This is a genomic window from Mumia sp. zg.B17 (genome assembly GCF_019550915.1).
In the GTDB taxonomy this organism is placed as follows: Bacteria; Actinomycetota; Actinomycetes; order Propionibacteriales; family Nocardioidaceae; genus Mumia.
On sequence record NZ_JAHWCI010000008.1, the window covers coordinates 321,097 to 335,218 of the forward strand.

The following is a 14,122-nucleotide window of genomic DNA, read 5'->3' on the forward strand; positions in this document are numbered from 1 at the left end:
GGCGTGCACGCGACAGCGCCCCTCCGACGTGACGTCGGAGGGGCGCTGTCGTTGGACGGCGGTGGTGGGAGGCCGCTAGGGCAGGAACAGGCTGCCGACGCCGTACGTCGCGGCCGCGACGGCGGCGGCCGCCGGGATCGTGACGATCCAGGCCAGCACGATGCCGCGGGCGACGCCCCACCGGACGGCGCTGAACCGCTTGGTCGCGCCGGCACCCATGATCGACGACGTGATCGTGTGGGTGGTCGAGACCGGCGCGTGCAGGCCGATCGCCATCACGTAGAGCACCGCTGCGGCGGTGGCCTCCGCCGCGAAACCGCGAGCGGGGTCGAGGTGGATGATGCGGCGCCCGAGCGTACGCATGATCCGCCAGCCACCGGAGTAGGTACCGAGCGAGATCGCCGTGGCAGCCCCGACCTTGACCCACAACGGGATCCCGTCGTCGGCAGCCGCGTAGTCGCCGGCCAGCAGCGCGAGGAACATGACGCCCATCGTCTTCTGCGCGTCCTGCAGCCCGTGCCCGAGCGCCATCGCCGCCGCGGAGACGGTCTGCGCGAACCGGAAGCCCCGCATGGTGCGGTGCGGGTTGCGGTTCCGGAAGATCCACATGATCGACAGCATCAGCAGGAAGGCGCCGGTGAAGCCGACCACAGGTGAGATCACCATCGGGATCGCGACCTTGTCGACCACCGTGGCCCACTCGACCGTGCTCGCCGAGGCGATGCCCGCTCCGACGAGACCACCGATCAGCGCGTGCGACGAGGACGACGGAAGTCCGAAGTACCAGGTGATGAGGTTCCAGACGATAGCGCCGACGAGCGCGGACAGGACGACGGTGAGGCCGTGGTTGCCCTGCCCCTCCACGCCGTCGGCGATGATGCTGCCGACCGTGTCGGCGACCTCGGTCCCGAGGAACGCTCCGATGAAGTTCATGATGGCGGCCATCACCAGGGCGACACGCGGCGTCAGTGCCCGGGTGGAGACCGATGTCGCGATGGCGTTGGCCGCGTCGTGGAAGCCGTTGGTGTAGTCGAAGATCAGCGCGACGCTGATCACGAGGATCACCATGACCAGGGTGAGGTCCACCCTCAGGACTCCTTGACGGCGATCTGCTCGACCGTGTTGGCCACGGACTCCAGGGCGTCGACGGCGTCCTCGAGGGACTCGACCACGTCCTTGAGCTTGAGAACCTCGAGCGCCTTGTACTCGCCGGAGAAGAGCTTGGCGAGGATGCGGCGGTAGTCGCGGTCCGCCTGGTTCTCGAGTCGGTTGATCTCGATCCAGTACTCGGACAAGTCCGTCATGGTCCGCAGTCGCGGCATCGCCTCGGCGGTCAGCTCGCACCCGCGCTGGATGACCTCGACCATCGACGCCATCCGGGACGGAAGGGAGTCGAGCTCGTAGAGGACCACGAGGTCGCCCGCCTCTTCGATGAAGTCCATGACGTCGTCGAGGCTGCTCGCGAGCTTGTAGATGTCCTCGCGGTCGAAGGGAGTGACGAACGTCTGGTTGACGCGGTTGATGATCGCGTGGGTGGTGTCATCCGCGGCGTGCTCGACGTCGCCGAGCTGCTTGGCGACCGCATCACGGTCTGCGGTGACGTCCAACATCTGCGCCAGCAGGTTGCTGCCGTCCACGAGGTGGCCGGCAAGCTCAGTGAAGAGGTCGTAAAACGACGTTTCGGTCGGTCGGATTCGCAACCGCACGACAATGCTCCCGTCAGGGGGTGGGTGGGCCGGATCAATGGTAGAACCTTGCCCCTACTCCCGCGCACCTCGCCCCGCGTCCTCATCCATCTCCCGGTCAGCAGCAGACCCGGGCCGAGCAGGTCGATCAGGCGCAGCGGCGGCGGGGCCGGACCCCGAGGATCTCGTCGACCGCCTGCTGGCTCAACGGCCCCGCGGCCTCCGACGCGGCAATCATCAGATTGCTCGTCATCTCGATCTCGTCGAGCACATCCTGGTCGCGAAGCCGGACGTCCAACGGCTCAGGTGTAGCCACTACGGCCTCCTCGCAGAACTAGAACGGCAGTACGACTTAGGCTAAGGGCATCCCGACGGGTTCGTCGGATGATCGCCAAATCCACAGAAAGTCTACGGACCGGGTACGGCGAGACGTGGAATCGAAACGGTGCCGGTCAGGCATCGAGCACAGCGGCCACGAGGTCGACGTTCTCTGGCGCACCTCCGCCGCTGCCCGCGAGGAACCGACGGCGGGTGTAGCTGTAAGCGATACCGCGTCGGGGGTCGGCGAACGCCTGAGCGCCGACGGCCCCGCTGTGTCCGAAGCTGTCTCGCCCGAGGCGGGGGTACCGCACGGCCTGCGCTTCGAACCCGAGCAGAAAGTGGTCCTGCTCGCCGGTGACGAGATCGACGCCGGCACTGTGCGGCTTGGTGAACTCGCCCAAGGTCTCCGGCCTCAGCAGCGGCGGACGATCGTCGACCTCGCTGATGGCTGCCGCGTACATCCGGGCGAGCCCGCGGGCGTTGCCGACGCTGCCTGCTGAGGACGGGCCGAGGGCGCGCACGGCACGGGTGTTGGCGAGCTCGACGAGATCGGTGGGGGAGTTGAAAGCGATGCCGGTGAGACTGTGCGGGTCAGGCAACGGCTGCTGCTCGATCGCCGGCAGCACCGGCAGGTGGCGCGACTCGAGCTCGAGCGGCAGGCCGAGGAAGAAGTCCAGTCCGTACGGCTCGCGGACGCGTTCCCGGTACAGCTCTTGGATCGACTGTCCAGTTGCCCGACGCACGACCTCGCCGACGAGCGCGCCGAGGACGAACGCGTGGTAGCCGTATGCCGTCCCAGGTTTCCAGTACGGCGCTTGGCCGGCCAGCCGCTCAGCGAGGAGGCGGTCGTCGGCCAGCTCCTCGCTGGTGAGTCCTCCGTCGACACCGATGAGACCAGCGCGATGGGTCAGCAGCTCGCGAAGGGTGATGTCGACCCCCAGCTCGGGCCAGTAGTCGCCCACTCGACGGTCCAGCTCGAGGACGGCGTCCTGCACGAGCATCGCGACGATGAGATGCACCGCACCCTTGCCCGAGGAGAACAAAGCCAGCAACGAGTCACCAGACAGCCCTGTCCAGATCGACGACCTGCCGCCCGTCCTTGTAGACCGCGAGCTGAGCCTCCAGGCCGGGCTCGCGGACGGCGACGATCTCGAACGCATCCCGCACTTGGCCGAAGCCCGGAGCCGCCGTCCCTTCGATCACCGGCACGACGGTATAGTCACCGAAACGAACAGTCACGATAGGTGACTACCTGAGGTGAGGCGGCGTGACACGACGGAGTGAGCTCAAGGAAGCCAGCCCGGACCTGGGCATCTTGTCCAGCCGCCTGCTGTTCGCGGTCCAGGACGAGCTCTTCGAGAACCTCGCGGTTCAAGGCCACCCCGAGCTCCGCCCCCGCCACGGCGCCGTCCTCGCCTACCTCGACGAGGAAGGCAGTCGCGCGACCGAGCTGGCGCACCGTTCCGGCCAGCACAAGCAGGTCGTAGGAAAGCTCGTCGACGAGCTCGAGGCCCTCGGCTATGTCGAGCGTCGGCCAGACCCGACAGATCGTCGAGCCAAGCTCGTCGTGCCGACAGCACGGGGCCTCGACGAGATGACCCGCTCGGACGCGATCCTCGCGTCCATCGATGCGCGGCTTGCGGCGACGGTCGGAGCCGACGCGTACGAGACGTTCAAGCACACCTTCGAGCAGGTGACCACCGACCAACGTGCTCGATCGCGTCTTCGTGGAGAGTAGGTGGAGAGACCCACTCAGCGGCGCCTACCATCCACGACATGACGTCGCACAGCTCGCCCCAGCCCGTGGATCGCGTGCTCGAGCTGGAGCGAGAGCTCCAGACGCCGGCCTGCCGAGCCGACGAGGCTCGACTCAGGGAGCTCCTTGCCGCCGACTTTCTGGAGATCGGGGCATCCGGTCGTCGTTGGGATCTCCACAGCACCCTGGCCATGCTGCGCGACGAGAGTGTCGAGGGCGATCGTGCCGACATCAGGCTCACCGGTCTCACCGCCCGGACACTGGCCCCCGGCATCATCCAGGTCTTCTGGGAGTCCGAGAGGGGCGGGCAACGCGCGCGCCGTACGTCGATCTGGTGCGAGCGTGCGGGCGGATGGCAGCAGGTCTATCACCAGGGCACCCCCGTCAGGCACCAGGTCTGATCTGCAGGGGTGCAGATCAGACCCGGTTCTGGGTGGGCCCCCAGGGGATCGAACCCTGAACCCGCGGATTAAAAGTCCGCTGCTCTGCCGATTGAGCTAGAGGCCCGAAGGATCAGAAGGGCCCGCGTGCTGCCACTCGCCAGGGCTGATCCTTGGGGCAAGTATGGCCCACTCACGTTGTCCGGGCGGCCGTGGTCTGGCAGGAAGGGCGGCACCGGCTGCCCGGTGGCAGACTCGGGACATGCCCACCGTCCTCGTCTCCGGCGCCGGCGGTCCGGCAGGGTCCTCGCTCGGCCAGCAGCTCGCCGGTCGTCTCGTCCGCGGCGAGGAGACGGTCTCCGTCGGTGTCGACCTGACGGCCCTCGACGGTACGGCGTTCTCGCGTACGGCGGCCGTGGCGCGCGCCGACGATCCCGCGTACGCACCGACCATGCGCTCGATCGTCGAGCAGGTCCGTCCCGACCTCGTGATCCCGACCGTGCAGGACGAGCTCCCGCAGGTCTCGGTGCTGCGCGACGTCCTCGCCGCCGCTGCGGCGCCCGGCGCCTCGGTGGTGGTCGCCGGAGCGCTCGCGTCCGCGCTGGCCGCGGACAAGCTCCTCACGATGTGGACCCTTGCGGCCGCCGGGGTTCCGGTCCCCGCCCACGCCGCCGCCTCGGAGCTCGACGACACCGCGGCAGCCGTCGCCTGGGCGGGCGGGCCGGTCGTGGTCAAGCCCCGCGTGTCGCGGGGCGGGCGCGGGGTCACCGTCGTCGAGAACCCGTCCGACCTGGACTGGTCCGACGCCGGCGCGGGCTGGATCGTCCAGGGCTTCGTCGACGGCCCCGAGTACGCGCCACAGGTCTACCGGTCGCCGCTGACCGGACGGTCGACCGTCGTCGTGCTCGAGAAGACCCTCCTCAAGGAAGGGCGGGTGGGCAACGCCGCCGGTGCGATCCGCGCCCCAGACGGTCAGGCGACCGAGGTCGCCGCGGTCGCCGTCGCCGCGGTCGAGGCTCTCGACCTCGTCGGGCCCGTGGACATGGACGTACGTCTCGACTCGACCGGCTCGCCGTACGTCCTCGAGGTGAACGGGAGGTTCGGGGCACTCTCCGCCCACGCACCCGAGCTGCTCGACCTCGTCCTCGACGAGTGGCTCCGTCCGCCGTGACCGCCGTTCTCGAGGGGATCGCCGTTGTCGTGGCCCTGACGGTCCTCGCAACCGGGGCCGTCCGCCTCGCCCTCGTCCCCTTCGCCGTGGTGTTCGAGCTGCGCCGCCCCGGACACGACGACACCGTGCCGCTCGTGGGGACGACGATCTTCGAGGAGCCGCCGTTCGTCAGCGTGATCGTGCCGGCCTACAACGAGGGGGTCGTCCTCGACAACTGCCTGCGCTCGATCGCACGCAGCACCTACGACCGCTACGAGATCATCTGCGTCGACGACGGGTCGACCGACGACACGTTCACGAGGGCCACGGCCGTCGCGGCCGACGTCCCGCAGCTGACCGCGCTGACCCAGGCCAACCGGGGCAAAGGGGCCGCCCTCAACACCGGGATCGCGCACTCGAAGGGATCCGTGCTCCTTCTGGTGGACGCCGACGGCCTCTTCCAGCCGCACACCATCGACCGGATGCTCAAGGGATTCCGAGACGACCGCGTCGGCGCCGTCTGCGGCAACGACCGGCCCGTGAACCTCGACCGGGTTCAGACCAGGTTCCTCGCGCTCATCAGCCACCTCGGGACGGGCCTCATGCGTCGCAGTCTCGACGAGCTGCACTGCCTCCCGATCGTCTCGGGCAACATCGGGGCGTACCGACGAGAGGTGCTCGACAAGGTCGGGGCCGTCCGTGAGGACACCGTCGGCGAGGACCTCGAGTTGACGTGGCGGGTGTACGGCGCCGGCTACCGCGTCGCATTCGCCCCCCACGCCCTCCTCTACGCAGAGTCGCCGTCGACACCCCGCGCCCTGTGGCGACAACGGGTCCGGTGGGCGCGCGGCCTCCTGCAGGTCACTCGACTGCACTGGCGCATGATCGCCAACCTTCGATTCGGGGCGTTCGGGGCCTACCTGCTGTTCAACACCGTCACGCAGATCGTCGTGCCGTTCCTGCAGGTCCTCGGTGTTCTCGTCATCGCTGCACCGGCGCTGACCGGCGAGATCGCCACCCCGCCGACGGAGCTGTGGGACCTGTTGATCCTCGTCGGCCTGCCCGGCTCCGTCGCGCTGCTGATCCTCGCTGTCGCTCTCGACCGCACACCGCGTGATCTCGAGTACGGGTGGACACTCCTGGCCTGGCCTCTCTACTCCAGCGTGATGACGCTGGTGATGATCCGCGCTGTCTGGCTCGAGCTGAAGGGGGCCGAGAACCGATGGAACAAGCTCGAACGCACGGGGACGGTGTCGGTGGCCGGCCTCGTCGACGACCCTCCTTGGACCTCCTCCTGACCAGCCTCGTCGTGATCGGCACAGTGGTCGCGCTGTTCGTCACACGCCCCTGGTCCGATGACGACTCCTCACCCCGGTCGCCGCTGCGGGCGGCCAGCGCCCCTGAGGAGACCCGCTCGATCAGCATCGACTTCGGCATCGTCACTGATCCGGACACCGACTGGGACGAGGTCTCGGAGCGGCTGGCCTCGGTCGACGCGACGACGGTGGAGGTCAACGCCGGTCGGGTCGAGTTCACGGCGTTCGACTGGGCTGCTCACCCGGAGGCAGCGGCCGAAGCGGGGACCGACCACGTCGCCGTCGCCGCGCGCGGACTGCGCGAGTCCCCCGAAGGAGGAACGCGTCAGCTGAACCTCATCGTCGACGCGTTCGTCCCGAAGTGGATCCAGGAGGACCCCTCGATCGCGGGAGTCGGTGCGGACGGGAAGCGGTCACGCTATGCGGCCTCGGCCTGGCAGCTGGCCAGGGGTGAGGTCGGCGACCGCCTGGTGGACTACGTCGAGGCGCTCGCCGAGCGGTACGACCCGCCGTTGATCGAGATCACGGAGCTGCTGATCTTCGACACGTTCGGCGCCGACGATCTCGCGCTCTACCGTGAGATGACCGGCCAGGCGGACTGGCCCCGTACGTCGACCGGTGCCCTCGACACCTCGGCGCCCGAGCTGGGGCGCTGGCGGTCCCAGGTCCTTGCCGGCCTGTTGAGCCGGATGCGAACGGCGCTCGACCGCGTCCAGGAGGACGGCGCTCCCATCGAGCTCGGCCTGGACGTACGGGTCAACTGGGACGACCCCGCTGCCGGCCGGCCCGACAGCGGACAGGACTACGAGATCCTGATCGCCGAGGTGCCTGAGCTGCGCCTCCAGCTGTGGACCTACATCGGCAGGCCCGCGCGGCCCGCCGGCGACATCGAGACCCTGACCGCGGCGTTGCGGGCAGCGGGCTACGGCATGTCGCGGCTCATGCCCTCCATCGGGTTGTGGACCGCGGGGCCGCAGGTGCCCCTTCCCCAGACCATCAGCGCCGACAGGCTCGGTGAGGCGGTGCGGTCGGCCGTGACCAACGGGATCACGGCGGTGAACGTCACTCCCTACTCTCTGATCACTCCTGAGCAGTGGGAGGCCCTGGCGCAGGCGTGGGCGGGGGGCTGACGTCCGGCAGGTCGACCGTGATCGACGTCCCCACGCCCGGTGCACTCTCGATCGACATCGTCCCGCCGTGGGCGTCGACGATCGCCTTCACGATCGACAGGCCGAGGCCGAGACCGCGGACACGCAGACGTCGTGCGGTGTCGGCGCGGTAGAAGCGCTCCGTCACGTGAGCGACGTCGCCAGCGCTCATGCCCGGGCCGTCGTCGGCAACCGTGAGCCGCACCCCCGTCTCACCGGAGCCCGTCCTGAGCGGGCGGAGCGTCACCCGGACCGTCGCGCCGCGCTCGGAGGCCTTGACGGCGTTGCTGACGAGGTTCTCGACGACCTGGCCGAGCCGCTCGGCATCGGACAGGAGGGGGACTGCGGCCGGTGCGTCGACCGTGAGGACGATACCTGCCGCGTCCGCGGCAGGAAGGAGGTTCGCGACCGAGCGCTGAACGACCTGTACGGCATCTGTCGGCCCGGCGTCGAGCGCGAAGGTCCCGGCGACCATGCGCACGCTGACCAGCAGGTCCTCGACGAGCCGCAGGAGGCGCTGCGCGTTCCGCTCGATCACGGCGACGGATCGGCTCTGGTCGGGCGTGAGCTCGCCTTCGTCGGACCGCAGGATCTCGACGTAGCCCATGATCGACGCGAGCGGGGTGCGGAGCTCGTGGCTGACCAGCCCGATGAACTCGTCCTGAAGCCGCTCGGCCTCCCGGCGCTGGGTGAGATCCGTCGCGATGATCAGGTAGCCGTACGGTCGACCGTCGTCGGAATGCGGGCGTCGCGTCACCGTGACGTCTGCTGGCACGGTCGTGCCGTCGGGGCGGGCCAGGACCCAGTCACGGTGCTCCGGGCGTCCTTCTGCCGCCTCTCCGAGGACCACATGCAGCAGGTCGGCAGAGGTCGTACCGTACCCGCGCTCGACCGCCGCGGAGCGCAGCTCGTCGGCCTGGAAGATCTCCGTCACCGGGGCCCCGAGGAGAGTGGCCTCAGCGCTGCCGAACAGGCGTCGCGCTCCCGGGTTGGCGAAGACGATCGTGCCGTGCTCGTCCAGGGCGATGATCGCCTGCTCCGTGGCGGCCTCGATCACGCTCGCGAGGAGCGCACGGGACTCCTCGAGTCGCTGGGTGAGGGCCTCGAGACGGTCGCGGTTCGCCTCGAGGCGACTCAACGTCACGTCCTGCTCGCGTCGCAGCGCTTCCAGGGCGGCGGTCCGCTCTCGGAGCTGCCGTGTGGTGGACGACAACCAGGCGGCCACCACGAACGTGCACCCTGTCACGACGAGGACATGGAGCCCCGGCGAAGCCCCGCGATAGGCCACGAGGCCGGTGAACGCCCCGAACGCCGTCAGTCCCATGGCAGCCACGATGGCGATGACGACTCCGCGCGACCCAGGCTGGATCGCCAGGTTGGCGACCGGCACGAAGTAGAGCACGACCGTGACCAGCTCAAGACTCTGAGTCACCCCGTACTGGAACAGGGTCAACGAGACGAGCTGCACGAGGGGGAAGACGTAGTTCCACGGGCTCGGCCAGTGGTGCCGCCGACCGTAACCCGCGACGAGCTGCGTCGACAGGACCAGCGTCGCCGAAATGACGACGAGGAGGGGGGCGTCGAACGGGCGACGCTGCAGCGCGGCGTCCAGCAGCACGGCAAGGTAGAGCAGGGTGAACGGCAGCTCGCGGGATGCGACCGTCACCGGCTCGAGCCCGAGGCGCCCGAACCACTTCCGGCTGCTCGCGGACGGGCTCACCCGTGCTCCTGACCGTGTTCGGAGGTGACGAACTCGGCGGCACGCACGGTCTCCAGCGGCTCCACCTCACGGGCAGGGCTGAAGCGCGACCAGTAACGAGCGGTCGCACGCACGAGGTCCGGCGCCATGTAGTCGCGGTGGCTCTGCGACGCGTACGCCGCCAGCATGCGCAGCTTGGTCTCGACGAAGCCCTCGACGTCGATGAAGCGATTCGGTCTGAAGTCGACGGTGCTCGACGGGCTCTCGAAGCACCAGAGGCCGGGCACCGACCGCGCCGCCACCTCGACGGCCTGGAACACCGCGCGGTGGTCGAGATGCCGGTCGTGGGGGCCGTGGGTGTAGACACGCTGCGGCTCCACGTCCGCCACGACCTCCTCGATCGCGGCGGTCACCCCGCTGGCCGGCTCGATGCGGGTGTCCGCGAACGGGAGGTGGACGAGGCGCGCACCGATCACGGCGGCGGCGTCGGCGGCCTCCCTGCGACGGACGGCGGTGTCCCCTCCCACCCCACCGCGAGACAACGTGAGGATGACGACCTGGTCCCCGGCGGCCGCGTGTGCGGCGAGCGTGGCCCCGACCCCGATCTCGACGTCGTCGGGATGGGCGCCGACGGCGAGCACGGTGATGTGTGACCGAGTGCGGGCCTCTCTGCTCTCGGAGGCGAGCTCCTGGGCTCGTGAGGCGAGGTCCGCGGGCGCGATCGGCTTGACCAGGAACTCGTCCGCGTCGTTGCGCAGCGCCTCGACGGCGTAGGAGACGACGCCGTGCGCGGTGAGGATGATGACGGGGACGCCAGGGGCGAGCTCACGCACCATGGGCAGGATGTCGAGACCCGAGCGACCGGGGAGCTCGATGTCGCTCACCACCACGTCGAACGATCCCACCTGGAGCGCGGCGAGCGCCTCGTCCGCGTCGCCCGCGACCACCACCTCCATCTCGGCGAACCGCTGAAGCGCGATGCGAGCAAACTCGGCCGCATCGGGCTCGTCCTCGATCACCAGTGCGCGCAGCGGGTTGTCGACGTCCACGAGGCCCCCTCGATGGTCCCGGTCTGTCAGCAAACCTAGACCGAGGGCAACGCCTGCGCGAGCGGCGGCGAGGCCCCTGAGCGCCTAGGCTGCCTCCGTTGTCCGGCAGAGGGAGACCACGTCATGTCCATGCTCCGCAGAGCCGTCGTCGTACCGCTCGCCGCGGCCCTCTCCGTCGCCGGCCTGGCTTCGGTCGGGTCGCCGGCCGAGGCCGCTGACCCTGCCCCCACCTACTACGTCTCGCTCGGTGACTCGCTGGCCACCGGATACCAGCCCGACACCGGGACGGACGAGCCGGCGGTCGCGTACACGAGCCGCCTCTACGAGGTCCTCGCAGCTCGCGAGCCCGGTCTCGTGCACATCAGACTCGGATGCAGCGGCGAGACGACGAAGTCGTTCGTCGACGGCCTCCCCGACCTGCGCAGCACACCCTGCGACTACTCCGGGTACGACGCCACCAGCCAGCTCGAGGCGGCGACGAGCTTCCTCGCCGCGCACCGCGGGAAGGTGACGTACGTGTCGCTCGGGATCGGAGCCAACGACATCCATCCGTGCGTGCCCTCCAGCGGCGCGATCGACGCCGGCGCCCTCGAGTGCCTCACCACGGGGATCACGCGGGTCGGGACGAACGTCGCGCTCATCGATGCCGCGCTCCGCGAGGCCGGGGGCAGCACGCCGCGCTACGTCGGCATGACCTACTACAACCCGTTCCTCGCGGCCTACGTCAACGGCAACAAGCCCCTCGCGACGATCTCCGTGCCCGTCGCGAGCCAGCTCAACGCGGCGATCAGCGGCGCCAACGCCGCCCACGGGTTCGTGACCGCCGACGTCGCGGGGGCTTTCTCCTCCGCCGAGGGCAGGACGATCACGTTGCCGCCGCCCTTCGGAGACGTGCCACTCAACGTCGCCCGTGTCTGCCAGTGGACCTGGATGTGCACCCCGTACACCGACATCCACGCCAACGACACCGGTCACCAGGTGATCGCCCGGGCCTTCGTCGCGGCGCTGGCTCCCTCGACCGCTCCGCCGCGGCCGCCCGTCGTCCGGCCGCCGGCGAAGGTCACCACCCGCACGCAGGCGCGGGTGATCGGCAAGCACCGCATCTCTCGCACCAAGCGCGCCCGGATCCGGGTCCGCGTGGTGGCTGCTGACGGCCGCAGGCTGGGCGGCCGACTCGTCGTACGAGACGGGAAGCGCAGGCTCAAGGTCGTCAGGATCGGTGCGAGCGGCCGGCGCGTCGTCCGCCTTCCTCGGCTGAGGAGGGCCGGCAAGCACCGCATCACCGTCACCTACAAGGGCTCGTCGACGACGCGGGCCAGCCGCTCGAAGCCGGTACGGATCACCGTACGGCGCTGACCCGGCGCCGACGTGCGGACGACACCGCGTTCAGTCCCGAGTGCTGAACGCGGCGTCGAACGCGGCCTCGGGGGCGTCGAAGAGGTTGCGCTTGACGAACGCGAGGGCCTCCGGAGCCCCGAGGAGCCGATCCATGCCCGCGTCCTCCCACTCGATCGAGACCGGGCCGTCGTAGCCGATCGTGTTGAGCATCCGGAAGCACGCCTCCCACGGGACGTCGCCGCGACCGGTCGACACGAAGTCCCAGCCGCGCCGCGGATCGGCCCACGGGAGGTGCGATCCGAGACGGCCGTTGCGTCCGTTGCCGACCTGCTTCTTCGCGTCCTTGCAGTCGACGTGATAGATCCGGTCCTTGAAGTCCCACAGGAACCCGAGCGGGTCGAGGTCCTGCCAGACGAAGTGCGACGGGTCCCAGTTGAGTCCGAACGCCTCGCGGTGTCCGATCGCCTCGAGCGTGCGGACGGTGGTCCAGTAGTCGTACGCGATCTCGCTCGGGTGCACCTCGTGGGCGAAGCGGACACCCTCGGCGTCGAACACGTCGAGGATCGGGGTCCACCGGTTCGCGAAGTCGTCGTACCCGGCGTCGACGAGCGCCGCCGAGGCAGGCGGGAACATCGCGACGTACTTCCAGATCGACGACCCGGTGAACCCGACGACCGTGTCGACACCGAGCATCCGCGCAGCGCGAGCGGTGTTCTTCATCTCCTCGGCCGCACGCTGACGGACCCCTTCGGCATCGCCGTCGCCCCAGATCCGGTCGGGCAGCATGTCCCGGTGCCGCTGGTCGATCGGGTCGTCGCAGACCGCCTGGCCCTTGAGGTGGTTGGAGATCGCGTAGACCTTCAGCCCGTACTTGTCGAGGAGGTCGAGCTTGGCCTGGACGTAGCCGTCCTCCTCCACCGCCGCCCACGGGTCGAAGTGATCGCCCCAGCAGGCGATCTCGAGGCCGTCGTAGCCCCACCCCGACGCCAGCCTGGCGACCTCCTCGAACGGCAGGTCGGCCCACTGGCCGGTGAAGAGCGTGATCGGTCGCGTCATGGTGCCTCTCCTTCGTGCGGAACCTTCTGCTGACGAGAGTCGTCCTCGGAGCTGGCCTCCACGGCAGCCAGCACACGCTGCACCGCGAGCCCGTCGGCGAACGAGGGCTGCGGCTGCTCACCGGCGGCGATGGCCTTGACGAGGTCGACGACCTGATGGGTGAAGCCGTGCTCGTAGCCGAGCCCGTGACCTGCCGGCCACCAGGCGGCGACGTACGGGTGGGTGGGTTCGGTGACGACGATCCTCCGGAAGCCGGCTGTCTCGGCGGAGTCGGAGGCGTCGTACAGGTGGAGGACGTTCATCTCCTCGAAGTCGAACGCGAGCGCTCCACCGGACCCGCTGACCTCGATCCGGAACGCGTTCTTGCGGCCGGTGGCGAAGCGGGTCGCCTCGAAGACGCCGAGCGCACCGTTGTCGAAGCGGGCGGTGAACGCGGTCGCGTCGTCGACGGTGACGGGGCCGCGTTCGGCCGCGGCGCTCCCGGTGCCTCCCAGCGTGCCGTGGTCACCCGCGACCGGACGCGTGTCCACGAAGGTCTGAAGGACCCCGCTGACGGCGCTGATCCGTGCCCCGGTCACGAACTGGGCCGCGTCGACGATGTGCGCACCGATGTCGCCGAGCGCGCCCGAGCCGGCGAGCGACTTGTCGAGCCGCCAGGTGAGCGGGCTGTCGGGGTCGACCAGCCAGTCCTGGAGGTACTGCGCGCGGATGTGGCGGATGGTGCCCAGGCGCCCCTCCTCGACGAGCCGCCGGGCGAGCGACAACGCCGGCGTACGGCGATAGGTGAAGCCGACCATCGCGAACACCCCGTCCTGCGCGGCCTCCGCGGCGACGCCCGCCATCAGCTCGGCCTCGTCGACGGTGTTGGCCAGCGGCTTCTCGCACAGCACGTGCTTGCCGGCGCGGAGCGCCGCGACGGCAATCTCGGCGTGCGTGCTGCCGGGTGTGCAGACGTCGACGACGTCGATGTCGTCGCGCTCGACCAGCGCGTGCCAGTCGGTCTCGACCGACTCCCATCCGAAGCGGTCGGCGACCGCCCGGGCGGCTGCCGCGTCACGCCCGCACAGGGCGCGCAGACGCGGCGTGAGCGGGAGGTCGAAGAAGGCCGGAGCGGTGCGCCAGGCCTGCGAGTGCGCGGCGCCCATGAAGGCGTAGCCGACCTGGCCGACGCGAAGCTCACGGGGCGTTTCTGTCATGGGGTTCCTTCGTCCGAGGGGTGGTGCG

Annotated in this window: 15 protein-coding genes and 1 tRNA gene; 6 read left to right on the top strand and 10 right to left on the bottom strand. The window is 69.7% G+C overall.

The features are described from left to right. Nucleotides 1–75: 75 nt before the first annotated feature. From KV097_RS14830 to KV097_RS19820, 5 genes are all read right to left on the bottom strand, one after another. Nucleotides 76–1,086, bottom strand: coding sequence for an inorganic phosphate transporter (locus KV097_RS14830; RefSeq protein ID WP_308289443.1), 1,011 nt, complete (start codon nt 1,084–1,086; stop codon nt 76–78). Nucleotides 1,087–1,088: 2 nt separating this feature from the next. Continuing rightward, nucleotides 1,089–1,706, bottom strand: coding sequence for a DUF47 domain-containing protein (locus KV097_RS14835; protein ID WP_220343323.1), 618 nt, complete (start codon nt 1,704–1,706; stop codon nt 1,089–1,091). Between the two features lie 127 nt (nt 1,707–1,833). Then, nucleotides 1,834–2,001: a hypothetical protein gene (locus KV097_RS14840; RefSeq protein WP_220343771.1), complete on the bottom strand. Its 168-nt coding sequence runs from the start codon at nt 1,999–2,001 to the stop codon at nt 1,834–1,836. Nucleotides 2,002–2,137: 136 nt separating this feature from the next. Beyond that, nucleotides 2,138–3,025: a serine hydrolase domain-containing protein gene (locus tag KV097_RS14845; RefSeq protein WP_308289444.1), complete on the bottom strand. Its 888-nt coding sequence runs from the start codon at nt 3,023–3,025 to the stop codon at nt 2,138–2,140. Between the two features lie 37 nt (nt 3,026–3,062). Continuing rightward, entirely contained in the window at nt 3,063–3,245 is a 183-nt protein-coding gene (locus KV097_RS19820; protein WP_220366303.1) for a hypothetical protein, read from the bottom strand. 28 nt (nt 3,246–3,273) lie between these two features. Here KV097_RS19820 and KV097_RS14855 point away from each other — a divergent pair, with 28 nt between their 5' ends. Both KV097_RS14855 and KV097_RS14860 read left to right on the top strand, forming a co-directional pair. Next, nucleotides 3,274–3,744, top strand: coding sequence for a MarR family winged helix-turn-helix transcriptional regulator (locus KV097_RS14855; protein ID WP_308289445.1), 471 nt, complete (start codon nt 3,274–3,276; stop codon nt 3,742–3,744). Between the two features lie 38 nt (nt 3,745–3,782). Then, nucleotides 3,783–4,163 carry a DUF4440 domain-containing protein gene (locus KV097_RS14860; RefSeq protein ID WP_220366304.1) on the top strand — a complete coding sequence of 127 codons (381 nt, stop codon included), beginning with the start codon at nt 3,783–3,785 and terminating at the stop codon, nt 4,161–4,163. A gap of 33 nt (nt 4,164–4,196) precedes the next feature. Here KV097_RS14860 and KV097_RS14865 read toward each other — a convergent pair. Then, a tRNA-Lys gene (locus KV097_RS14865) sits at nt 4,197–4,269 on the bottom strand. Nucleotides 4,270–4,404: 135 nt separating this feature from the next. On the opposite strand from KV097_RS14865, the gene KV097_RS14870 reads away from it, so the two are divergent. The 3 genes from KV097_RS14870 to KV097_RS14880 are packed head-to-tail and all read left to right on the top strand — an operon-like array spanning nt 4,405 to nt 7,738. Next, on the top strand, nt 4,405–5,313 hold the full coding sequence (locus KV097_RS14870) for an ATP-grasp domain-containing protein (protein WP_220366305.1): 909 nt from the start codon (nt 4,405–4,407) through the stop codon (nt 5,311–5,313). After that, entirely contained in the window at nt 5,310–6,590 is a 1,281-nt protein-coding gene (locus KV097_RS14875; protein ID WP_220346017.1) for a glycosyltransferase family 2 protein, read from the top strand. Before KV097_RS14870 ends, KV097_RS14875 begins: the two co-directional genes overlap by 4 nt. Next, a complete protein-coding gene (locus tag KV097_RS14880; RefSeq protein ID WP_220346016.1) occupies nt 6,575–7,738 on the top strand; it encodes a hypothetical protein in 1,164 nt (387 codons plus the stop codon). The genes KV097_RS14875 and KV097_RS14880 overlap by 16 nt, the downstream gene beginning before the upstream one ends. On the opposite strand, the gene KV097_RS14885 is transcribed toward KV097_RS14880, so the two are convergent. Beyond that, nucleotides 7,689–9,476, bottom strand: coding sequence for a cell wall metabolism sensor histidine kinase WalK (locus KV097_RS14885; protein WP_220366306.1), 1,788 nt, complete (start codon nt 9,474–9,476; stop codon nt 7,689–7,691). The two genes, KV097_RS14880 and KV097_RS14885, sit on opposite strands and share 50 nt — an antisense overlap. Next, complete coding sequence (locus KV097_RS14890; RefSeq protein WP_308289446.1) at nt 9,473–10,504, bottom strand: PIG-L family deacetylase; 1,032 nt, start codon at nt 10,502–10,504, stop codon at nt 9,473–9,475. Before KV097_RS14890 ends, KV097_RS14885 begins: the two co-directional genes overlap by 4 nt. A gap of 129 nt (nt 10,505–10,633) precedes the next feature. On the opposite strand from KV097_RS14890, the gene KV097_RS14895 reads away from it, so the two are divergent. After that, a complete protein-coding gene (locus KV097_RS14895; RefSeq protein ID WP_220366307.1) occupies nt 10,634–11,860 on the top strand; it encodes an SGNH/GDSL hydrolase family protein in 1,227 nt (408 codons plus the stop codon). A gap of 30 nt (nt 11,861–11,890) precedes the next feature. Here KV097_RS14895 and KV097_RS14900 read toward each other — a convergent pair whose 3' ends face one another. Further along, nucleotides 11,891–12,898 carry a sugar phosphate isomerase/epimerase gene (locus tag KV097_RS14900; RefSeq protein WP_220343315.1) on the bottom strand — a complete coding sequence of 336 codons (1,008 nt, stop codon included), beginning with the start codon at nt 12,896–12,898 and terminating at the stop codon, nt 11,891–11,893. Continuing rightward, nucleotides 12,895–14,094 carry a Gfo/Idh/MocA family protein gene (locus KV097_RS14905; RefSeq protein ID WP_220366308.1) on the bottom strand — a complete coding sequence of 400 codons (1,200 nt, stop codon included), beginning with the start codon at nt 14,092–14,094 and terminating at the stop codon, nt 12,895–12,897. Before KV097_RS14905 ends, KV097_RS14900 begins: the two co-directional genes overlap by 4 nt. Nucleotides 14,095–14,122: the final 28 nt, after the last annotated feature.